Below are 23,647 nucleotides of genomic sequence, written 5' to 3' on the forward strand. Positions count from 1 at the left end.
TGCCCTTTTTTTTAATTTATATATAATAAAGTAATATGCTCAAAGGAACATTCCCGATAGATAAATTGAAGGCACTTCCTACGCCCTTCTATTATTATGATGTAAAGTTATTACAGGATACACTGGATATGGTGAAGAATGAAGCCGGCAAATACGGCTATCATGCACATTATGCCGTAAAGGCAAATGCCAATCCGCGAATCCTTTCTATCATAGCTGAAAACGGACTGGGTGCCGATTGTGTAAGCGGCGGTGAGGTTAAAGCGGCATTGGATGCAGGTTTTCCGGCTGATAAGATCGTTTTTGCCGGTGTGGGCAAAGCCGACTGGGAGATCAACCTGGGACTGGATAACGATATTTTTTGTTTCAATGTGGAATCGGCGGTAGAGTTGGAGATAATCGACGAACTGGCTGCCGCAAGGAATAAAGTAGCCTCGGTCGCTCTCCGTATCAACCCGGAAGTAGATGCCCATACACATGCCAAGATCACGACCGGTATGAAGGAAAATAAGTTCGGTATCAACCTGAGCCAGTTAGGACAGGTGCTGGATAACCTGGCGAATCTGAAAAATGTGAAACTGATCGGTATTCATTTCCATATCGGTTCGCAGATCACGGACATGTCGGCTTTCCGTAACCTGGTGATTCGTGTAAACGAAATACAGGAAGACCTGGAAGCACGTGGTATCCGGATCGAAAATGTGAATTTCGGTGGCGGTCTCGGTATCGATTATTATCATCCGAATCATTTGCCGATCCCGGCTTTCGATAATTACTTTGCCGTATTCAACAAATTGCTGAAAGTACGTCCCGGCCAGCAGGTACATTTCGAACCGGGCCGCTCGGTAGTAGCCCAGTGCGGTACATTGATCTCAAAGGTGCTGTATGTAAAGGAAGGCGAGACAAAGAAATTCGCTATCCTGGATGCCGGTTTCACTGAACTGATCCGTCCGGCCATGTATGACGCTTATCACCGGATCGAGAATATTTCCAGTGATGAAGAGGTTGAATTGTATGATGTAGTTGGCCCTATCTGCGAATCATCCGACGTGTTCGGTAAAGATGTAGAATTGAATAAAGCGCATCGTGGAGACCTGATCGCCTTGCGTTCGGCCGGTGCTTACGGCGAGGTGATGGCTTCCCAGTACAACTGCCGCCAGCTTCCGAAAGCCTACTATTCCGATACGATTTAATTGTTAATTAATTATATAGAGAAAGCCGGGTTTCTTTGTTTTTGCAAAGGTTCCCGGTTTTCTTGTTTGTTGTGTTTCCTTTTTTACTACCTTTGTACGATCCCGTCATGTGGGGTGTGGTTTAACTTGAATGTTCGTAAAGATAGAATGTGATGAAAAATAAAGAGTTATATAGCATATTCATAGTTTGCTTGTTGATGATGTCCTCTTGTCTGGGGGATACGAATACACAGATCACCGTAGGGGAGCAGGAAGCTGTGTATCAGACCCGTCCGACCCAGGGCTTCTTTGTTGAGGGCGGGCGTTTCCTTTATGGTACCAATTTAGGCGTAAGTGGGAATAATGGCGATTGTTTTCTGATACAATATTCATTTGATTCGGCTGCTCCTGAGTTACAGAATTCGGATAGTTTGTCTATCGAGTTGATAGAAAATCCTGTTCCTGTGGATTTGTGGCCTGTGGATAAAAACTGGACGGATACGACGGTTGTATTGAAAGACGAGATGCTGACAAAAGCTATCACTGGAAGGGACTTTTATATCAGAGGCCGGCTGTTTTTATGGAGTACCCATACGGTTGTGGAGAACCAGAAGGATAGTTTCATGATAAGCTATAATCCTGAGAACCTGTATACCCAGGAAGACGGCAAACGTATTTACAATTTATATCTGAGAGCGATAGCGAGAATTGAAGTCGGGGAAGGGGAGGAACTGCCTAAAGGCCAGCAACTGAACTTGGTGAATGCCTTTAGTGTGGAAGAGTTCTATAATATGGTGAGTGCTTTGGAGGAAGAAAAAGGCAGTAACACATTTTCTATAGCGATCAATTATGCTTCTGCTTTTAATAAGGATACGACGGCCTGTATCTGGGACAGGACGGAACCGATAGAATATAAAATTAACAGCAGGACGGAATAAGGAAAAACAGATAAATAGAGGGGATAGGGAGAATACATTCAAATAGAAAAACAGAGAGATGTACAAGGAGATAATTAAATGGGTTATAGCCATCATATCCCAACCGGGGAAGGCCTGGGATATGCTGTCGAGGAAAGAAGAGAAGGGCGACGAGTTCTTGTCGCGCTTTATATATCCGTTAATCGGGCTGGTAACTGTGGCTGCTTTTCTGGGCGTATTGTTTACACGGAAGGAATTTGATGTCGAACTGGCGTTGAAGTCGTCGATCAAAACGCTGGTCGCTTCGTTCGGAGGTTTTTATCTCGGGGCGTATTTGCTGAATGAAGCCTGGCAGGGATTGTTCAAAAGAGAGAAAGACATGAAACTTTGCCAGCGTTTTGTCGGTTATTCATCCTCCCTGATGTTTGCGTTGAACGTCGTACTGATGCTGTTGCCGGAGTTTTTCTTCCTGCGCATCTTTATACTTTATACATTTTATATTGTATGGGAAGGGGCCGGTCCTTACATGCAGGTGGAAGAGAAAGAACGCCTGAAGTTTGCCGGTATAACGACCGTTATCATTTTGCTGACACCGGCGGTGATCGAGTTTGTTTTATTCATGCTGATGCCGGGGTTACGTTATTGACAGTTAGAAAAAGATGAAAGAAAAGATTAGTAATAATATACAGATAAAGAATAAGCGGGCAACCTTCGATTATGAATTGCTCGATACCTTTACTGCCGGGATTGTGTTGACGGGGACGGAGATCAAATCCATCCGCCTGGGAAAAGCCAGCCTGGTGGATACGTTTTGTATCATGGAGAAAGGCGAGTTGTGGGTAAAGAACATGTATATCGCCGAGTATTTCTATGGTACCTATAATAATCACGTCGCACGCCGCGACCGCAAATTGCTGCTTACCAAAAAGGAACTGCGCAAGATAGACAGTGCCGCCCGCAACAGTGGTTTTACCATTATCCCGACCCGTATGTTCATTAATGAAAAAGGGCTGGCGAAAGTGGTTGTCGCTATTGCCAAAGGTAAGAAGGAATACGATAAGCGCGATTCCATCAAAGCCCGTGACGATAAGCGGGAGATGGACAGGGCATTCAAACGGTAAGAAATATTCTTGCCGTTTCTCTTTTCATAAAGAAACAACATATCTATGACTAAAGAATTATTTATACGATCTCTGCAGGAGCGTATCCTGATACTGGATGGTGGTATGGGTACCATGATCCAGGGGTTCAAACTCAATGAACAGGATTATCGCGGCGACCGTTTTGCCGATTTCCCCGGACAACTGAAAGGGAACAACGACCTGTTGTGTATCACCCGTCCGGACGTGATCAAATCCATTCACCGGCAATACCTGGATGCCGGGGCCGATATTTTTGCCACCAACACATTCAATGCCAACGCGATCTCGATGGAAGATTACGCCATGCAGGAATATGTGCGCGAAATAAACCTGGCCGCCGGTAAGTTGGGACGCGAAGTGGCCGACGAGTTCATGGCGGAACATCCCGACAGGACTATTTTTGTTGCCGGCTCGATCGGTCCGACCAACAAGACTGCCTCCATGAGCCCCGATGTAAGCAACCCTGCTTACCGTGCCGTTACCTATAAAGATGTATATAAAGCATATAAGGAACAGGTGGAGGCCTTGATCGACAGCGGTGTCGATCTCATCCTTTTCGAGACGACCTTCGATACGCTGAACGTGAAAGCCGGACTCGAAGCTGCCGAAACAGCTTTGAAGGAAAAAGGCAAAGACCTGCCCATCATGTTGTCCCTGACGTTGTCGGCTCAGGGAGGACGCACGTTGTCGGGACAGACGCTGGGTGCTTTTCTGGCATCGGTCCAGCATATCAATCTGGTCAGCATCGGCCTGAACTGCTCGTTCGGTGCAGCCGATATGAAGCCTTATCTGGCGGAACTGGCCAAACATGCCCCTTACTTTATCAGTGCCTATCCGAATGCCGGGTTGCCTAACAGTTTCGGTACGTATGATGAGACACCCGAAAAGATGGCTGTCCATGTCAAACCGTTTATCGAAGAAGGACTGGTAAATATTATCGGTGGCTGTTGCGGTACGACTCCGGCCCATATCGCCCAGTATCCGGCATTGGTAAAAGGAGCGAAGCCGCATGTGCCGGCTCCGAAACCGGACTGCCTGTGGCTGTCGGGCCTCGAACTGCTGGAAGTAAAGAAAGAAAATAACTTTATCAATATCGGCGAACGTTGTAACGTGGCCGGCTCGCGCAAGTTCCTGCGCCTGATCAAAGAAGGAAACTATGAAGAGGCACTGACCATTGCCCGCAAACAGGTGGAAGACGGTGCCCAGGTGATCGATATCAATATGGATGATGGTATGCTCGACGCGGTGAAGGAGATGACTACTTTCCTGAACCTGGTAGCTTCCGAGCCTGATATCGCCCGTGTCCCCGTCATGATCGATTCCTCCAAATGGGAAGTGATCGAAGAGGGACTGATGTGTGTGCAGGGAAAGAGTATTGTCAACTCGATCTCGCTGAAAGAAGGGGAGGAAGTCTTCCTGGCTCATGCCGCCCGTATCAAACAGTTGGGAGCTGCCGCCGTGGTGATGGCTTTCGATGAAAAAGGGCAGGCGGATACTTTCGAACGGAAAGCCGAAGTTTGCGGACGCGCTTACCGTCTCCTCCGGGAGAAAATAGATTTCGATCCGAACGGAATTATTTTCGACCCGAATGTGCTGGCAATCGCAACCGGGATGGAAGAACACAACGGATACGGACTCGATTTTATCCGTGCCGTCGAATGGATCAAACAGAACCTGCCGGGTGCGAAGGTGAGCGGCGGTATCAGTAACCTGTCGTTCTCATTCCGTGGAAATAATTATGTACGTGAAGCGATGCACTCCGTATTCCTTTACCATGCTATCAGCAAGGGACTGGATATGGGTATCGTCAACCCGTCATCGGCCGTACTGTATGAAGATATAGAACCTGAATTCCGCAATTTGCTGGAAGATGTGATCCTGTACCGCCGTCCCGAAGCGGCAGAGGAGCTGATCGCCTATGCCCAGAACCTGGTCGTTGAGAAACAGGGCGGAACGGAAGAAAAACATGAAGCCTGGCGTGAGCAGCCTTTGAAGGAACGTCTTGAATATGCCCTGATAAAAGGTATCGGCGACCATCTGGAAGAAGACTTGCAGGAGGCGTTGAAGGCATATCCGCGTGCCGTGGATATTATCGACGGTCCGTTGATGAGCGGCATGAATAAGGTCGGCGAACTGTTCGGGGCCGGAAAGATGTTTCTGCCACAAGTGGTGAAGACTGCCCGCACGATGAAAAAGGCAGTGGCTATTCTGCAACCGGCCATCGAGGCGCAGAAATCGGCAGCCGGCTCGGCAAAAGCCGGAAAGGTGGTTTTTGCTACCGTAAAAGGCGATGTGCATGATATCGGAAAGAATATCGTTTCGATTGTCCTGGCCTGCAACAACTACGAAGTGATCGACCTGGGTGTGATGGTTCCTGCCGAAGTGATCGTGCAGACTGCCATGAAGGAGCAGCCCGACCTGGTTTGCCTGTCCGGCCTGATCACCCCTTCGCTGGAAGAGATGGTACATGTGACGGACGAAATGCAGAAAGCAGGTCTGACCATACCTATTATGGTGGGTGGTGCAACAACCTCCAAATTGCATACGGCTATCAAGATCGCTCCTCATTACGACTATCCGGTGATCCATGTGCTCGATGCGTCGCAGAATCCGTTGATCGCAGCTAAGTTGTTGAATCCGGATACCCGTGATGCGTATATCGAAAACCTGAATAATGAATATGAAGCCTTGCGTGCTTCCATGGAAAAGAAAAAGGAAGTGCTGGTTTCATTGAGCGAAGCTCGTGCCAATCCTCAGCAGATAGATTGGAAGGGATATACGCCGGTGGTTCCGAATCAGATGGGTATCCATGTATTGCCTTATATCCCGTTGGAGGAAATTATTCCGTATATACATTGGACATTCTTCTTTACCGCCTGGAAACTGAACGGCCGCTTTGCCGGTATCACCCAGATACACGGTTGCGACGCTTGTCGTGCTTCCTGGCTGGCAGATTTTCCGGAAGAGGACCGTGCCAAGGCTGCCGAAGCCATGCAACTGTATCAAGACGCCGTCAAACTGCTGGACCGCCTGGTGGAGATGAAGGCTGAATATTGTAAGGTCATCTACGGGTTCTTCCCGGCTAACAGCGATGGCGATACGATCCGGATGGGAGAGATCGCGATCCCGGTATTGCGTCAGCAGTCGAAAAAGGAGGAGGGCGTTTATAAATCGCTGGCCGATTATATCATGCCGGTGTCGGAAGGCCGTACCGATTATGCGGGGGCGTTTGTCGTAACGGCCGGTGTCGGTGCCGAAGACTTGAAGAATAAGCTGGAAGAAGAAGGGGACACCTACAATTCCATGTTGCTTCAAACATTGACGGACCGTCTGGCGGAAGCCCTGGCGGAATATCTCCATGAAAAAGTCCGCAAGGAATACTGGGGGTATGCTCCGGACGAAGCCTTGTCGATCCCTGACCTGTACAAAGTGAAATATCAGGGTATCCGTCCGGCAATCGGTTATCCTTCATTGCCCGACCAGTTATTGAATTATACGCTGGACAACCTGCTCGATATGTCGCAGATCCATGTGAAACTGACGGAAAACGGCGCCATGTACCCGACAGCAACGGTAAGCGGTATCTATATCGCCCATCCCGACTCACAATACTTTATGATCGGCTCGATCGACGAAGAACAAATGAAAGATTACGCCGCCCGTCGCAACCTGTCGGAAGCGGAGGCTAAAAAACTGTTGAATAAGAATATATCCTGAATAAAGAATAAAATTATTCCCATAATTATCTCTTAAACGAGGCTCGCCTCGTGCCGCAGGCTCTCTTTTGCCGTCAGTTTCAACTGACGGATAATTAAATTTTCCGGCTTTGCCGGATTCCTCTGTGGGTTTTAACCCCTTTAATAATAATAATAAAGGGACTAAAGTCCGCAAAGGAAGAGGCTTTGCCTCCTGTTTTTAGATCCGTCAGTTGAAACTGACGGCAAAAGAGAGCCTACGGCATGCTATGCTCCACATGGCATATGGGATATGAGACATGGCATATGGTATTGGTATAAAGCCATACCTTATAACAATATTACAATCCTTCTTTGTGGAGTATTTTCAGAAAAGATTCATATTCCTCTCCGAAACTATACTTTTTATGATGCTCTTCCTGTTTTCTAATATATCGGCGAACTGTCTCCAGCCGATCCGGACTTACCGAAATAGCAAAATAATCATCCTGCCACTCTAAATGTCCGTATTTCATTTGGGAATACCAATGGGAAGACTCTCCTTTAATTAATTTCTCTATTTCGGCCAACGATTGACCTGGTTTAAGAAATAACAAGAGATGTACATGATTTGTGAATCCTCCGATATAGTCGGTAAGAATACCCTTTGATTTTGAGTACTTTCGTATATGAGCAAATAGTTCATACCGGTAATGTGGATTCTTTAATAACGGAGCTCTGTCTTTAGTGCTCCAAACGCAATGGATAAGAATAGATACGTAAGACATAGTCAATGGTTTTAAAATTGCGGTAAATGTAGAGATAATTATTTGAATTATCTCAAAGCGAAGATTTTTCTTTTCAAATAATTTAAACAGGGTAAATCCTGGTGTCGCAGTTCTTTTATGTCTTTAGCTTTCTTTCTCATGTTTTTGATTCTCTTTTGCTATAGGCTCTCTTTTGCCGTCAGTTTGAACTGACGGATAGATAAACCTTCCGGCTTTGCCGGATTCCTCTGTGGGTTTTAACCCCTTTTCCGGGGGGATATTATGAAAGGGGATAAATCCCACAGAGGAAGAGGCTTTGCCTCCTGTGTTTAAAACCGTTGGTTGAAACCAACGGCAAAAGAGAGCCTGCGGCATTCGTGTTTTCCGATTGCTTTTTGTTATGTGGGTTTGAGTTTGTGATGGTTGGATATGGTGGCTTAATTAGAGGGGGGATACAAGAGTTTTTTATTCTATTATTTTATACAATAACCGATGTTTTGAAAGTGTTATTTTTTACAGTAAGATATTATGAAAATCATTACATTTTAAATGTGGTTTAATCCTTCTTTTATAACAGGTAGTAATTGCTTGTTATGCTATTTGGATAGTATAGTCTTTGATAAACAAGGTTGATTGTTGGTGTTTTTAAAATGCTTCTATTTCTCTGAAGTTATTCTTTAAAAGAAATCTGTTATCTGTGAATTGGTCTTTTATGATTGTTTTATAATATATAAAAATTACAATAATATTTGGCGAGATAATAAAAAAGGCATAGATTTGTCGGCGTGTTGAAACGAACGTTTGGTCCGGTTATGATTTGACGGCAGACAACGCCCGTAAAATGCGTAGTGAAGAATTATTAATCTTAAAAAGCTAGTATTATGCAAAACAAATTAAGAGGATGGTTGACTGATAACAGTGTTACGTCAGACCCGAATGACCAGATTTTAGTGCTCGACCCTGCCGGAAATGTCGGCCTTACCGAAATTTATGCGGAAATGCGTTCGGAAGATACCGGACTTCGCGAAGAAACCCTCGTTCATGTAGTAACCCTTTTCCAACGCATGGTGGCTCGCTTCCTGATGAACGGCTATAATGTGAATACCGGCCTGTTCTATGCTGTGCCCCGTTTTACCGGAATAGTCGAAAAAGGGCTTTGGAATCCTCTGAAGAATGGTATTTATGTCTCTTTCATTCAGGATAAAGTCCTTCGTGAAGAGATTGCAAAAACCGAAGTCGTCATTAAAGGTGAAAAACCGGGTATGATGTATGTGCTTGAAACCGAAGACCGCAGCAATGGCTTGACCGACGGAAGCATGACACCGGGGCGAAATTTCGCTATTCGTGGTTCTTATCTTCGTGTGCTTGGCAACGATCCTTCTGTCGGCATCACTTTGCGCAATACGACGACCGACTCCATTACCAAAATTGAAAGCGATATGTTCGGGATTAACGATCCGTCCAAAATTATGTTTGTCGTTCCTGCCGACTTGGCAAATGGAAGCTACGAACTGACTATCACCACTCAATATATGAAAGGAAAAACCGGCGTACGTAAAACACCTAACTCCGTATCTATTCCTGTATTTGTCGGGCAACAGGGCGGAGGAGGCGACCGTCCGGAGATCGAGTAAGTACTATTTCCGGGTTTCCTGTCGGCGACGCCTCTGTCTTCCCACTGGCGACAGAGGCGTCGCCGTTGCGGAGACAGGACGGTCTCCGGTAGAGAGACCCTCCCTGGTCACCACATCGGTGACCTTTTTCCGTCATTATTAAACTAACTGATATATGAAAAAGAATTACTTCTATTGGACGGCTTTGCTGGCACCGCTTTTGGTGGGCTGTACGAATGACGAAGTGAAAGATGATAAGGGTGACCCGCAACCCGAAAAAGATACCTATACCTCGGTCTGCATCAAGTTGCCGACGGTGAGTTCTGAAACAAAGGCAGAACCAGGTTACGATGCCGGAGAGAAAGGCGAATATAAAGTGTCTGACCTGACGCTTCTATTCTTTCGTGCTCCTGAAGGGCAGGAGGAAAGTACTACTGCTGAAAGCGACTTTGTTTTATCGGAAGTCGTTTCTACCAAAGCAGAACTGAGTACGGGAACTGTTTTGCCCGGAACGATTTTACCGGATAATAGTGCAGATGATGATGCCGGGGCTACTACTAAAACGTTAAGTACCGGCCCTATTCCAATCAGTAGTAATTCCGTACGTGTATTGGCTTTGCTCAATGTGGGACCTACCAAAGGAATAGCGAAGGAACTTCTGAAGCTGGGAAGTCCTTTTAGTACCATTAATAATGCGCTTCCTATTCCCGGAGGCAATCTGGAAGAGCTTTTAGGTACGGCCCATGACTGTTTTCTGATGACTTCCGCTCCCGTTTATAGCGATTCGGATATGAAGACCTTAACGAAATGTGTTACAAGTAGCAATGAAGTAACAGCAGGAAGTAATCCTACGACTATTAGTGTAGAAAGAGTAGTTGCCAAGGTGAGTCTGAAAGCTGGTGATAATTATAAGGCGGATGCTGATACCGGTACAAAGTATTTTACAGTGGGAAACGATCTCAGCCATGCAGGCGATAAGATAACCATCCTGGGTTGGACGCTCGGCAATACCAATACGAAGGCTTTCCCTTTCCGCAAAGTTGCAACGAGTTGGTCGACTATCGATCCTTTATGGGGAAATGCGATTTGTCCTTCTAAAACGAATCCTGCACGTATCTATTGGGCAGTCGATCCCAATTATGACCGGACTGTTGCCGAATCTCAATTCTCGACTCCGGAATCTGTAACGGATAATACCGGTTGGACTGATGCCACTGAATATTGCCTGGAAAATACCTGTGATTATAATTGGATGTATAAATCCCAGGTAACCCGTCTGATTGTCAAGGCCAAATATATTCCTAATAGTACGAATAAGACAGCCACGGGAAATAATACAACCGATGATGATGCTACCTGGTGGTCGTTCACCACAGTGGCTGCCCATTATTCAGCAAAGAATATGTATTGGAATATTATAAAGTGGGCACATGATAATTTGAATAAAGATAATAATATGCCGGATGCTCCGACTGATGGAAGCGCTATTACCACTTCTGAGGCTGGCAATACATTAACAGGAGTTTCTGGTGATAATAAATGGACCATTACTTTAGAATCGGATGGTCATTTACATTATAAATTGGTTAAAGTCAGTTATTTCCCTACTACAGTAGGTGGTGCTCAAAAAGATCTTTCCGGAGCCTCCCTGGACGCTTTCCATTCCAGCATGGGAAGAATCCAGAAATACGACAAAGGCGTCTGTTACTACGAAATCTTTATCCGTCACTTTACGGATGAGGAGGGTGGTTATGCACCGATTGACGGTTCTCCCTGGGTAAAAGAAGGCGAGTATGCACAGGCCCAACTCGGCCGTTACGGCGTGGTAAGAAATAACTGGTACACCGTAACCATCAACTCGATCAAAGAACCGGGCGAACCGACAATCCCCGACGATCCGGAGGAACCCGTCGATACCGAAACTGCCTATATCAATTGCAGTATCGAAATCTCTGCATGGGCGAAAAGAGACCATAGTATCGACTTGTAAAGTCCGGATTGTATGACTGAACCTGTTCGTATATGGCGATTGCTGGTAGCCTGGCTGGTATGCCTGTCGGTCTTTACCTCCTGCATCCATGACGATCTGGCGGGATGCCCGCAGGCCTACTCCGTTTGTTTTCGTTACGATTACAACATGGGGTTCACCGACCGGTTTGCCGGTGAGGTCGACAGCCTTTCCGTTTATGTCTTCGATGCCGGCGGGAAGTACCTCCGCACGTTCAGCGACGGAGGAGAAGCCTTGCGCAAACCCGGTTACCGTCTGCCTCTGCCACTCGACCCCGGTAAATACCGGTTGGTCGCGTGGGCTGGATTGAAAGAGGGATGCTTTGAACCTTCCGGCATGCAAGCGGGTGTTTCCGTACCGGAAGACCTGGTGGTCACCCTGCGATGCGATGGCGACGGCGAAGTTCCCTGCGACAAACCCCTTTCCCCGCTTTGGCAGGCGATGCAGGAAACGGTCACCGTCCCTCAGCCGGGTACGGAACAGACCGATACGCTCCGACTTATCAAGGATACGAATATTCTGCGTGTCATCCTTCAACGGCGTGACGGAGCGACCCTACATGCAGCCGATTATGATTTTAGCATACTATGCCCGCATGGCAACGGACGGCTGGCTTACGACAATACGTTGCTCGACTGCCACCCCCTGGTTTACCGCCCTTACCTGCAAACGGAAGGGACGGACGGCGAGGGGTCCGGCGGTGCGGAGGCGGTTTCGAATGTGATAGCCGAACTGTCCCTCTCGCGCCTGATGGAAAACGATGCCATGCGGTTGCATATTACCGATGCTTCCGGTGATGTGACCTTGGTCGATATTCCGCTGGTGGAGTACCTCCTGATGACCGGCAGGGAACAGGACGGCAGGATAAAGTCTGACCAGGAATACCTCGACCGGCAGGATTTCTATACCATCACCCTTTACCTGAAAGGTGAACCGGGCGAGGAACAATGGTTTGACGGGTTGATCATTATTAACGGTTGGGCTTTACGCCCCGGCTCTGTGGATTTATAAGAAATGAAAGGAATATCCCGACATATGATTGCTGTTTTGTTGCTGGCAGGGTTGGCGTATTTCCTGTCCGGCTGCTCCAATGAGGTGCTTATCGGGGAGAAAGGCGGGAAAGACGATTCCGACGATGGTAAGGTGATGTTGACCATGACGGTACGTGCCACCCCGCTTTCAGTCTCCGGCGATACCGATGCCGGATCGGAAGAGGAAAGGGCGATCCGTTCGCTTTATGTCTTTGTCTTCAACATCGGTGCCAGCCAGTATTGCGAAGCGGAAAGGTTCAGTGTGTATGATATGGCAGAGGGTACAGACGGAAAATATACCTTTAAGATGGAAGTCACTCCCGGCTATAAACGTTTTTATCTGGTGGCTAATCCCGGAATCGATCTTCGGTCGAACCTCGCCAGCTATACCCAGGCGGAATTGCAGGATTTACGGACAATGGTGCTGAATGATCATGAGGATGACTATAGTTCGGACGGAGAATTGAGCAGAGGGTTAAAATTGGACCAGCTCATGACTGCCCTAAAAGACGGAAGGGGAATACCGATGTCGATGAGTGTGACAGGGTGGATAACCTTGAACAAGAACAAGACCGGGACTGAGGGTACGGCACAGGGAAATTTGATGTTGGATGACGGGTCTGATACTTTTAAGCTTATCCGTGCTGTTGCCAAAGTCCGCCTGATCTGCCGGGTGAAGAAGGAACTTCCGAGTAATAATTTTGAGCTGGAAACCTTTGAAATCCTCCAGGCAAACAGACAAACATTTCTGTTCCCAAAATATGCCGTGACGAATGGAAAATGGGTAATTGATTTTCCTTCCATGACGGAGGCGGCAGATTTGAGGAGAACTGTCGGATATGTGTATGGCAAGCAAGAAAATCATTCGGGGCAGGAGTGGTTGGAGTTTGACCGGGGAACGCATTATCTGTATGAAAACTATTTTGGTCCTACATTGCCGGACGATGCACAGGAAGGATTGATCGATGAGACGAAGTATAGCCATATACATGTTGTTTTGGATGACGGACGCGATAGGACTTTTGCCTTGCCTTATTTAAAACGGAATGATTATCTGACGGTTCGGATCAATATGAGTGCTTCCGATATTATCTGTGATATACAGCCGTGGGAGAAGGATGACATTTATCCGGATTATACTGGAACGATAAAATGAGATGCATTATGAAATATCGGATATTGCATAGAACAATTTTGGAGCTGGCAGCTTTATCCCTAGTCGTAGGATGTACAAAGGAATTGCCTGCAGGTGAAAAACTTTCCGAAGGAGAAAAATACACGCGGATTGTGTTCGGCCCTTCCGGTTTTACAAAAGCTGACGATCTTCGTACCCCGACAGTGGGGAATGAGGACGGAATAAAATCGCTTGATATCTACGGAATCGTCAGGGGGAGTAGTTCTATAGTTAACATATTCCATGTTCCAGGGGTTAACCCGACTTGGAGTGATCAAGTCTGGGGAAAGATCAGGGGGGATACGGCTGTTATTATGAGTTCGCTTTTTGAAAGGAATGACAGAGGGGATAATATTGAATATGTGAATATATATGCAATAGCCAATGTTGAACAGTTGGTTTCTGCCTATACGGACATTTTTAATTCTTTTGGAGACTATAATGAGCAAATAAAGAAGGTGGTGAAAAACTATCTGATAGGTAGGCCGAGTCAGGCAATAGGTCAGAATGTTGAAGACAAATTAAAAAAACTGGTTGTAAAAGCCAATGGTCTTTCAGCCGCTCTCGATTACCCGGTTATGGTACAGTCGATGAAAGTGGTAGGCGGCGTATCTTATCTTCATATGCCGTTGGAGCGGATTTATTGTCGTATCGGTTTTTCGTTCCTGTTTACCGGTAATTCCGAGGACAAAATTAAAATTGATAAGATCACAATTGACAAGACGAGTAACCAAGGGTATTTGTTTCTGGAAGAGAATGAAGCAGATAATAAGACTCCTTTAGGTTCCTTGGTATGGTCTGCCGCGGTCAATGGTCCGGGAGTGTTTAAAGATGCCAAAGGGGGTACGAATACGAATGGGGAGCAATCTACAGGGGGATCCCTCATGACCCTTTATGCAGAATCTTCCAGTGTGGCCCCTCTCTATTTCCGTACCTGCCAGTACCTTTGTGACGATGAAACGGAGGCGCCTTCCATCACCCTCGACATTACCGTAACCGGTAATGGAAGTACAAAAGCACGTACACTGACCGCGCCCCTGTACAGCTCAGGGGGGATAGGAGGTAAAAAGCATTATGGTTTCCTGCGGAACCATTCCTATCAGGTAATTTCTACGATCAATACCAGTGCGCTTCAACTGGAAGACGTGACGGTTGAGATGCGCGATTGGAACGACCGTCCCTCGGTCGATATTCCCGAATTCAAATGAGTATTACGTAAATATCAGGCTATGAAATACAAAGATATCCCAGTTTGGTCGATTATACTTTCCTTCTTTTTCATCTTTGCCTCGTGCCGTGATGAGATGGCCGGTAAAGGTGGTGTCCTGGAAGTGGAAGAAGGGATTCCCGGCACGCTGACCCTGTCGGTCACTTCCGGCAATCCCGCCCTGCATGTGGTTACACGGGCTTCGGAAGAGGAAGAGAAACATATCTCATCGCTCTATGTCTTTATTCTGGATATGACTTCGACAGGTGGTCCGGCGACTCATCCGGTCCTGTCGAGAAAATGGTTTCCTGATACGCAGAGTTTCCCGCGTGATGTTTCCGGGAATATACAGGTCGGTATTCCTGCTGTCTCCTGCAACTCTGTTCGGATATTCGCCGTTGCCAATCTGAATACGGCTAACCAGTTGTCGAACAACAAAGAGATGTTGGAGGCTTTTCACAATGCAGCCAATGAAGCTGAACTGGAAAGTATAACGGCTCGGTTGGATGTGTTTAAGACGGCAACGGATGCGGAGCCGGAGAGTGGGAGGAGCCTGGCGCTGGTCGATCGGTTGCAGGGCAGTTTGCTTTCTGCCGGACATTACTCTTCTTCGCCGGATTATTCTCCTTATGCGAGTGCAGAACAGTTTGTACTGGATAGTGATGTCGTAACAGGCCGCTTAATAATGAAGAAAACTACGGGTGAGATTGTAAATGGGGCCATCCGGCTTCATCATCTGGATGCCCGGTTTAATTTCGTTGTGAAACTGGCGGACAGATTGCCGTCGGGCGCTTATTTCAAACTGAAATCATGGAAGGTGAAAAACCTACATATGCGGTCGTTTGTGCATTGGCAGCAGGATAGTCCCTGTTCTTCGGGAACAGAAGAGTTAGGAGGAACTACCGATATGAATGGTAATTATATCGACGAAACCTCTGCCGATGGCAAAGTAACAAGTAGCTTTACCTTTTATACGTTTGAAAACCGGCATGCTCCGGCTGCCCCTTTCATGAGTGTCGATAAGGTGAAAACAGCGATGGAGGCCGAAGGATTGTCGTGGAACGAAGATTCCGGCTTCACTTCCGATCAAGCATATATGTTACGTGAAAAGAAAAATCCGGACGGCAGTTTTAAATATGCACCCGGTAATGCCGCCTATGTCGTTTTGAAGGGTGAATATTACAATCCGGCGGAAAAGGTGCTGGGAGGTATTACGCAGCAATGTTCGGCAACTGTAACCTATCTCATCCATCTGGGATATATCGGGGAAGGGAATATGGAAAAATCAATGGCAGGCAGTTCTTCGGAACAGCGGGAGTTGGATAAACTGAACGACTACCGTATTTTGCGTAATTCGAATTATACTTATACGGTTACAGTCGGCGGAGTGGATAATATCCGGGTCGAGGCGGAGGCTGGTGGCGTTGAGAACCAACCCGCTGCCGAAGGGAATGTAGTCGATTCGGACTTCGATTTCCAGGCGGATGCACATTATGAACAGCGGCTGGTTAGACTGAATCTCAAGAGTGTTGTTGCGCGAATGAATCAGACCGGTGCCGGTTATTCTTATACAGTGAATACTCCTTTTACTTCCGGTCCGGTATCGGTGACGCTTCAGGATGACGGAGGCAGCGACCGGTCGATCATGCTGGATGACGGATGGGTACATTTTGCTTATCTGGGAAACGATATTTACGGAGGACTGTCGGAGACGCTGCACCGGCGGATAGAGGAAACCGGCGGGTACGGCTTGCCTTATACTTATACGTATGACCTGGAGCCGGGGGAAAGCTCGGTCAGTAATCCGGTACAGCTATGGGGACCTGTCGCTCTATTGCAACACCTGAAGTCGTGGATTAATATCTATAACGCGGAGTTAGCAAAAGGGAAAAAGATCGAGGGGCGTGAGGAAGATCCTTATATCGTGCTCGACGGAGGTGCTTATTTTTACCTCTATCGCTATTTCACAGTCTATGTCGATGAATATTATTATATCCAGGACCCGGTGACCGGAACGACTTCGAATACATTTTGGATGAGATTCTGTAATGCAGCCGACCGTACGATGAGTGTTTTTCAGGGAATGGATACGAGTGCCGATGGTCACAGTAGCTACACCCGTTCGGGCATGAATATCCGACAACGTTCCATCCAGACCTTATATTCGCCGGGACAAAGCGGGCAACAACTGACCTACAAGGCTTTCGGTATCGAACATACGGACGAGTACGGAGGAAACTATAACATAACGTCTGACGCGCCTATGCTTTCCGCTTCTTCCACTTCTGCCGACGGGCTCGATAATACCTGTCGAGGACTTTGGGATAACAAAGTTCTAGTGATTGAAGCCCTTGGTGAGTTTACCTGGAAAGGCGGGAACGGAATCTTTCCAGTGACCGATCGGACGTCCGATAGTGGTGCAGGGTGGCCTATGGCGCGAAGCAGTCGCTATGTCAATGTCGCTGCACTTTCACGCAACAGAGATAACAATCGCAATGGCCTGATCGACCTGGATGAGATTGTATGGTATGTGCCGGCTAAAGAACAGATGATGCACCTCTATGTTGGTACTTTCCTGATGGATGACCCGCTTTATCAGGCCCGTTTGCAGAAGGGGGATAATCTGTGTTATGCAACCAGCACTTTCGACGCATCGAAGGGACTGGCTATCCTGGTAGCCAATAAGGGAGCTGCGATCGACTGGATGAAAGACGGCTCATTCAGTGAGACGGACAGGAAGAATTGCTATATCCGGTGCGCTCGCAATCTGGGTACTCCGCCGGTGATGCAGGCATATGCACCTTATACCGGCACCGGCTATGCACATGAAGGTTTGGCGTTCGTCTCTCCGGCACCGGGTAGTACGGGTGTAAATTATATAATTACATATAATAAGCTAAGTACTACGGCACTGCGTTCGTATATCGGTGTCGGTTCATTGGGAAGTCATACACAGTTCCAGGCGGCCGCCCGTCCGTATCGTAGTTTTATCACGGCAAAACAATTACTTTACGGGGCAGGTAACTCTCCTGTCACTTGGAACGAGGCCCGTAACTTATGTTACAATTATTCGGAACAGACTGATCGCTCGGACAAAGGGACCTGGCGTTTGCCTAATTCCTGTGAGGCGATGGCTATGTTGTTTAAGTTTACGGATAATTTGTGGGATAAGACTGTCGGTCGGGTCATGTGGTCGTGTACCCGGTATAGTGGAAGCGCATTGTCTGTCGAGTATATTGGAGTGGAGTATGATAAGCAGGAGATAGTATGTGCGCCGGGAACGGATGTCGTAGGTTATGCCAGATGTGTGCGTGATAATAATGATGAATAAAGTCTATTATTTTGTATAATATCGGGCAGTGTCTCGCAAAAACATCTATCTTTGGAAATCAATAGTTATAGGTGGGTTTATGAGGAAGAAATGCATATATGTAAGAGGGTTTTTTATTATCGTTAATCTGATCTTGTTGAGTGGATTTGATTACTGTTTGGGTATGAATAGTTTTGAAAATCAAAAGAAATCAGGTCAGGATAGTTTGTTGTCCGTTCTTCGGAATACAACGGATGTGAAAGTGAAACTAAAGTCATTGTTCGAGTTGTCTCGGCTGAACTGGGAAACGCCGGAAGAAGTCGGTTATCTGCAACAACTCATGGAAACGGCGGCTCCGGTCGATTCTATGAATCATTATTATTATGCCCTTTCCGGATTGGGACGTTATTATTGCAACCTGAATAAATTGGATAGCCTGCTATATTGGGGAGGGATATTCGATTCGGTAACGAAGGTTCGCAAGGAAACTCCTCATGAGGCGTTTGATTTCCTGAATTATTATTGTCGTTATTACCTGAATAATGAAGAATACGAGTTGGCGATGAATGAAGCCGTGCGTCTTCAGATGCTCTCGGATGAGACCGGTAATTTGCAAGGGACTATCTCGAGTAATGAATACTTGGGGTTGATTTATATCATGATCGGTCGCGACCGGGATGCTGCGACCGCTCTTGAAAAAGGGATGAGCTTGCTGAAAGAGTCCGGGGGGCAACCTGATTATGAAATGCAACTGACGCCCTTCCTCTTGATTGCTTACCTGAGGCTTAATGAATTGGAGAAAATGAGGTCGCTCCTTGTTTATTATGAGTCTGTAATACATATGATGGAGAGTGAACGACCAGCTAAATGGATGAATTATCCGTTCCGGCAGAAGTATTGTTTCTTGTATTCCTATTATACGAACTTATATATTGCAGAAGATAAACCGAAAGAGGCGAAGAAGGCTATGCAACAGGCGTTTTCCTATGTGGACGATACGAACAGGAATGACCCTTTTCTGATCTCGGTATACAACCTGGCGATGGCCCGGTATTATTTTTATGTGAAAAAGTATCCCGAGGCGATCCGTGAAATAGATAAAGTATTGTCTGTCGATTATTCTACCGAACCTCTTAAATTGAAGGCTGAGATACTGAAAGCGGCCGGAAAGAAAGAGGAGGCGCTGGTCTTTTACGATCAACTGCTGACGTTTGTAGAACAGATAAATGTTAAGGCTTTCACCCGCCAGCTAAACCAGCTCCGTACACTGCATGATCTGAATGAACAGAAAATACAGGAGCAACGTCTGGTTTACCAGAAGGAACAGTTATCTCAAAAGCAAACCCAACTGACTGTCTCGCTTGTCTTTTTCGGTGTGCTGTTGTTGCTGTTCTCTTTTTTACTTCGTTACGTTTACCATGTCCGCAAACTGAAGGATGACTTGCAAAAGGAACGCGGGGTATTGATCGATACGACTGATAAACTGCGTATAGCCAAAGAACAGGCGGAGGAATCCAACCGGCTGAAGTCTGCGTTTGTCGCCAACATCAGCCATGAGATACGGACGCCGTTGAATGCGATCGTCGGCTTTTCCGGTTTGCTGGAAGATGCGGACGAGGAAGAAAGGAAAGAGTTTATCCGGATCATCAATAATAATTCGGACTTGTTGCTCGACCTGGTAAATGACGTTCTCGACCTATCGCGTCTGGAATCGGGGTCTTATAATCTGAACCTCAAAGAGTGCAATATTTATGCATGTTGTAAGGATGTTGAAAAGAGTGTGCAGCAGAAAATACAGCCGGGTGTAAACTTGACTCTGACCTGTTCGGAAAAGGATTTTGTCATGAAGACCGACATACTTCGTTTGCAGCAATTATTGCTGAACCTGTTGACCAATGCCGCCAAATTCACCGCTCAGGGAGAGATCAACCTCGATTATCAGGTCGACAAAGAGAAGATGCAAGTTATTTTCTCTGTCACGGACACCGGTTGCGGTGTACCTCCCGACAAACAGGAAAGCATCTTCAATCGTTTCGAAAAGGTGGATGAATTCAAGCAGGGAGCCGGTCTGGGCCTGCCTATTTGTCGTACGATCGCCGGACTTTTCGGTGGCACGCTAACTGTCGATCCTGCTTATACCGGCGGGGCACGGTTTATATTTGTGCATCCTATCTAACTGTCCAGTTTTCGATGAAAATTCCAGGCAGTCTTTCCAGATGTTTTATGTTGTCTGTAACCAGGATTAAGTTGTTATGAATAGCTGCACATCCTATTAAGATATCAAAATCATCAATTAATGTTCCTTTTCTTTTCAAATTAGCTTTGATATCCCCAAATAAAGGTAATGTTCCTGAAACGGAAATTACTTTGAAACGGTCTACTATAAAGGCAACATCTTTTAAACGTTCTTTTTTATTGTCACTGAATGATGCACCAAAATAGAGTTCTCCTAAAGTTATTTCAGATACATAACAATTTTCAGCTTTGGCTTTTAATATCGCCTCGCGAACACCATATTTGTTCTTAAGCATAGATATGCAGATATTGGTGTCTAACAGATAACCTTTAGTTTTCATTAAAATTCGTCTATTATTCGAGTTTGGTTACTGGTTCTGCTTTCCCTGATTTTCCGGACTTCATCTTCAACAGAAGTATCATCTTCCCAAGCTCCTGATAATGCACTGAAGAAATCGGAAGATTTGGATGAGGTTTTTTTTGAATATGTATGCGTGTCTTTTAAAGATTCAGACAATTTGCTGATTAAGTCTAATTTTATATCCGGACTTAATGGAGCCAACAGTTTCATATACCAATCTACGGGATTTAATGCCTGTTCCATAAAGTTTCTCCTTTCTTTTTTACAAAGATAGCTCGTTTGTTTTAAAGTGGCGGTATATTTATGTTGTTTTTTGTTTTAAAGTAGATGGTAAATGGGGAAATTAACTCTGTATAAATTCATAATCCGTTTGGAGAGTGAAAAGGGATTATCTATCTTTGTTTGCATGATGAATGTAAAGGATGTGATTAAAAATATACGTTTGCGCTGGGTTGTACTGGTGGTTTTGCTGGTGTTTATTTGGACGACCATGTCTTCTCCTGTGATGGGAGAGTGGTATGCCCGTGCGGTTTATCCGGTGTTTTCGGCGGTGTTGTCCCGTTTTTCTTCTCTTTTCCCTTTCTCGATCGGCGATTGCTTCATTTATGGCAGTATTGCAGGGTTGGTAGTCTATCTGGTTTATGCGATTGTGAAACGGCGTCCGTGGTTGAGGACCATCGGGCGGATGGCGGAATTTTTGCTTTGGGTATATGTCTGGTTCTATATGGCCTGGGGGATGAATTATTTCAGGATGAACTTCTATGCCCGGGCGGAGGTGCCTTATGCAGCCTATTCGGAGGATAACTTCCGTTCGTTTCTGGCTGATTACACGGAGGCATTGAATGCTTCTTTTGTTCCTGTCGGGAAGGTCGATAAGGCGGTCGTGGCGAAGGAGGTGGAGAAAAGCTACCGGGAAATAGCGGGACGTTTCAGCCTGGTCCGGCCGACGGCTTACCTGCATCCGAAACCGATGCTGGTTCCGGCCCTGATGAGTGGTGTCGGCGTACTGGGATATATGGGACCGTTCTTTATTGAATACAATCTGAATCCGGATCTGCTTCCGGTCCAGTATCCTTTCACCTATGCTCATGAAATGGCACATGTACTGGGCATATCCAATGAGGCGGAGGCAAACCTGTACGGCTTTCTGGCATGTTCACGTTCCGAAGTACCGGAAATACGTTTCTCCGCTTATTTCGGTTTGTTGCCTTATGTGCTGGGCAATGCGTACCAGTTGTTGCCGGAAGAGGAATTCAACCGTTGGAAAGAAACGATCTCTCCGGATGTGAAAGATGCCTACAATCGTAAAGTGGCTTACTGGCAAACGTTGTATAGCCCGACAATCGGTGATATACAGGATACGGTCTACAACTGGTTCCTGAGAGGAAACAACATTCCTTCCGGCCGTCAGAATTATTCGGAAGTGGTCGCTCTTTTAATGGCTCTGGATGCTTCCTCACGAGAAAAATGATCGCGTAACAAGCCAACAGAAATAAATACCTAACGGTAGATATGGATTAAAATAATTCTCTACTTTTGCATATATCAATTATGTAGCAAATATCTAAAACTAATAAGATGAAAAATCAAAGACTGGGATGTGTATTGGCTGGTATAGCTATTTGGGGATTAACGGGGTGTTCGCCGGAATCGATAATCCTTGAAGGTAAAGTTTCGAATCTTTCCGGTAATACGATTGTTTATCGGCCGACAATGGATGGTATATACAATGCGACACAAAGGGATACCTTGTTTCTGCAAGCCGACAGTACGTATCGTATCACTCTTCCGTCTAAAGGAAATGAGAAGATATCTTTCTATATCTATGGGCAAAAATACCTGGGAACGGTTTATGCTGAACCGGGAAAGAATGTACTCGATATCGACGCATCCCTCGAAAATAACCTGAGTATTGAAAATACGTTGGTAAAAGAAAATGAAATAGTAAAAGAACTTTCCCGTTTACAGGAAGAAGTCTTTAATTTGAGAGCACGAAGAGGCGATGCTTTCCAGGTAGCAAAGGATACAGTAGCCTCTTCCGTCTATCAGAAACTGACGGATTATGCGTCGGGAATAGAGCAAAAGATTACAGGGGTGGATGATGTATTCAAAAAGAGGGCGATACAAGACGTTCGTATGCAGATGTTGCTGGCCTTTATGAACCAATATTTTGGCATTAACTATCAGGGTACGGAAGAAACAAAGAAAGAGTGGGAGGCCGTCTATCCGGAAATGTTGGCATATGCGGATATCAGTCAGCCGGAGAATGTCTTTTCCGAAGCATTTGCTGATGTGATATCCAATGTAGCCGGTATAGAACTTTACATGAAAACAAAACAGCAGCCCAAAGACCGGAATGAAGGCAAGCAGAAACTTTTCGACTGGTATAAAAACAATCTGAAAGGGCGTGTACAGGAAGTCGCCATGGCCAACGTGATCCTTGAAGATGCTTCGAACGAGAGTTATTCAACGGGGATACCGGCTTTATACGAACAGTTTAAAGAATTGCATCCGGGTAGCACGCTGACTCGGGCATTGGAAAAAGCGATACAGAAAAATATCGCATTCAACAACCAGGAGCTTCCCGAAGACATTCATATACTGAACACCGATAGTGTGCGTTCCTTTAAAGAGATAACCGACCGATATGCCGGCAAAGTTATTTTTATCGATATCTGGGCTACCTGGTGCGGTCCTTGTCGTGAGTCTTTTGCCCATGTGAAACCTTTGCAACAATATGCGAAAGAGAATGACATCGTATTGTTGTATGTTTCTATCGACCGTCCGACCGATGCCGCTTTGTGGAAGAAGATGGCCGGGTATTATAATCTGAAGGGCGACCACGTTATTATTAATGAGTTTTTCAAGATGGATATCTACAATACATTCGGAAATAACGGTGCCTTATACATACCTCATTGCGCTATCATCAATAAGAAGGGAGAGTTGCAATTCAAGAAAGCAGCCAGCCCGGAAGATATGGATAAACTGGCGGAACAGTTACGGGAAGCCGGTGAATGATTCTGAAATCTAACC

Annotated in this window: 17 protein-coding genes; 14 read left to right on the forward strand and 3 right to left on the reverse strand. The window is 46.1% G+C overall.

All coding sequences use genetic code 11. The features are described 5' to 3' along the window. Positions 1-35: 35 nt before the first annotated feature. From lysA to metH, 5 genes are all read left to right on the forward strand, one after another. Positions 36-1,193: a diaminopimelate decarboxylase gene (gene lysA / locus C825_RS09650; protein ID WP_010802325.1), complete on the forward strand. Its 1,158-nt coding sequence runs from the start codon at positions 36-38 to the stop codon at positions 1,191-1,193. Positions 1,194-1,345: 152 nt separating this feature from the next. Further along, entirely contained in the window at positions 1,346-2,110 is a 765-nt protein-coding gene (locus C825_RS09655; protein ID WP_007657453.1) for a hypothetical protein, read from the forward strand. 58 nt (positions 2,111-2,168) lie between these two features. Continuing rightward, entirely contained in the window at positions 2,169-2,735 is a 567-nt protein-coding gene (locus C825_RS09660) for a YIP1 family protein (protein WP_007657454.1), read from the forward strand. Positions 2,736-2,748: 13 nt separating this feature from the next. After that, the gene (smpB, locus tag C825_RS09665) at positions 2,749-3,210 is read left to right on the forward strand and encodes an SsrA-binding protein (protein ID WP_007657455.1); all 462 of its coding nucleotides are present in this window, start codon (positions 2,749-2,751) and stop codon (positions 3,208-3,210) included. A gap of 45 nt (positions 3,211-3,255) precedes the next feature. Then, the gene (metH, locus tag C825_RS09670; protein WP_010802326.1) at positions 3,256-6,948 is read left to right on the forward strand and encodes a methionine synthase; all 3,693 of its coding nucleotides are present in this window, start codon (positions 3,256-3,258) and stop codon (positions 6,946-6,948) included. 319 nt (positions 6,949-7,267) lie between these two features. Here metH and C825_RS09675 read toward each other — a convergent pair whose 3' ends face one another. After that, positions 7,268-7,693 (reverse strand): transposase, encoded by a 426-nt coding sequence (locus tag C825_RS09675; protein WP_010802327.1) that lies wholly within the window; start codon positions 7,691-7,693, stop codon positions 7,268-7,270. Positions 7,694-8,553: 860 nt separating this feature from the next. Between C825_RS09675 and C825_RS09680 the strand changes: the two genes are divergently transcribed. From C825_RS09680 to C825_RS09710, 7 genes are all read left to right on the forward strand, one after another. Next, positions 8,554-9,306: a DNA-binding domain-containing protein gene (locus C825_RS09680; protein ID WP_007657457.1), complete on the forward strand. Its 753-nt coding sequence runs from the start codon at positions 8,554-8,556 to the stop codon at positions 9,304-9,306. A 154-nt stretch (positions 9,307-9,460) separates the two neighbouring features. Beyond that, positions 9,461-11,275, forward strand: coding sequence for an Mfa1 family fimbria major subunit (locus tag C825_RS09685; RefSeq protein ID WP_010802328.1), 1,815 nt, complete (start codon positions 9,461-9,463; stop codon positions 11,273-11,275). Between the two features lie 12 nt (positions 11,276-11,287). After that, a complete protein-coding gene (locus C825_RS09690) occupies positions 11,288-12,304 on the forward strand; it encodes a FimB/Mfa2 family fimbrial subunit (protein ID WP_010802329.1) in 1,017 nt (338 codons plus the stop codon). 3 nt (positions 12,305-12,307) lie between these two features. After that, positions 12,308-13,480, forward strand: coding sequence for a fimbrial protein (locus C825_RS09695; protein ID WP_228100005.1), 1,173 nt, complete (start codon positions 12,308-12,310; stop codon positions 13,478-13,480). Positions 13,481-13,488: 8 nt separating this feature from the next. Continuing rightward, positions 13,489-14,706 carry a hypothetical protein gene (locus tag C825_RS09700; RefSeq protein WP_010802331.1) on the forward strand — a complete coding sequence of 406 codons (1,218 nt, stop codon included), beginning with the start codon at positions 13,489-13,491 and terminating at the stop codon, positions 14,704-14,706. A 21-nt stretch (positions 14,707-14,727) separates the two neighbouring features. Beyond that, positions 14,728-18,036, forward strand: coding sequence for a hypothetical protein (locus C825_RS09705; protein ID WP_010802332.1), 3,309 nt, complete (start codon positions 14,728-14,730; stop codon positions 18,034-18,036). 163 nt (positions 18,037-18,199) lie between these two features. Next, positions 18,200-20,191: a tetratricopeptide repeat-containing sensor histidine kinase gene (locus C825_RS09710; RefSeq protein WP_228100004.1), complete on the forward strand. Its 1,992-nt coding sequence runs from the start codon at positions 18,200-18,202 to the stop codon at positions 20,189-20,191. Here the strand turns inward: C825_RS09710 and C825_RS09715 are convergent. Beyond that, entirely contained in the window at positions 20,184-20,591 is a 408-nt protein-coding gene (locus C825_RS09715; RefSeq protein ID WP_010802334.1) for a type II toxin-antitoxin system VapC family toxin, read from the reverse strand. The genes C825_RS09710 and C825_RS09715 overlap by 8 nt on opposite strands. Next, entirely contained in the window at positions 20,591-20,854 is a 264-nt protein-coding gene (locus C825_RS09720; protein ID WP_007657482.1) for a hypothetical protein, read from the reverse strand. Before C825_RS09720 ends, C825_RS09715 begins: the two co-directional genes overlap by 1 nt. Positions 20,855-20,945: 91 nt before the next feature. On the opposite strand from C825_RS09720, the gene C825_RS09725 reads away from it, so the two are divergent. Beyond that, positions 20,946-22,082 (forward strand): DUF3810 domain-containing protein, encoded by a 1,137-nt coding sequence (locus tag C825_RS09725; RefSeq protein WP_010802335.1) that lies wholly within the window; start codon positions 20,946-20,948, stop codon positions 22,080-22,082. A 107-nt stretch (positions 22,083-22,189) separates the two neighbouring features. Then, positions 22,190-23,632, forward strand: coding sequence for a TlpA disulfide reductase family protein (locus C825_RS09730; protein WP_010802336.1), 1,443 nt, complete (start codon positions 22,190-22,192; stop codon positions 23,630-23,632). The last annotated feature ends 15 nt before the right edge of the window (positions 23,633-23,647 follow it).

This window comes from Parabacteroides sp. ASF519 (assembly GCF_000364265.2).
Taxonomy (GTDB): Bacteria; Bacteroidota; Bacteroidia; order Bacteroidales; family Tannerellaceae; genus Parabacteroides; species Parabacteroides goldsteinii.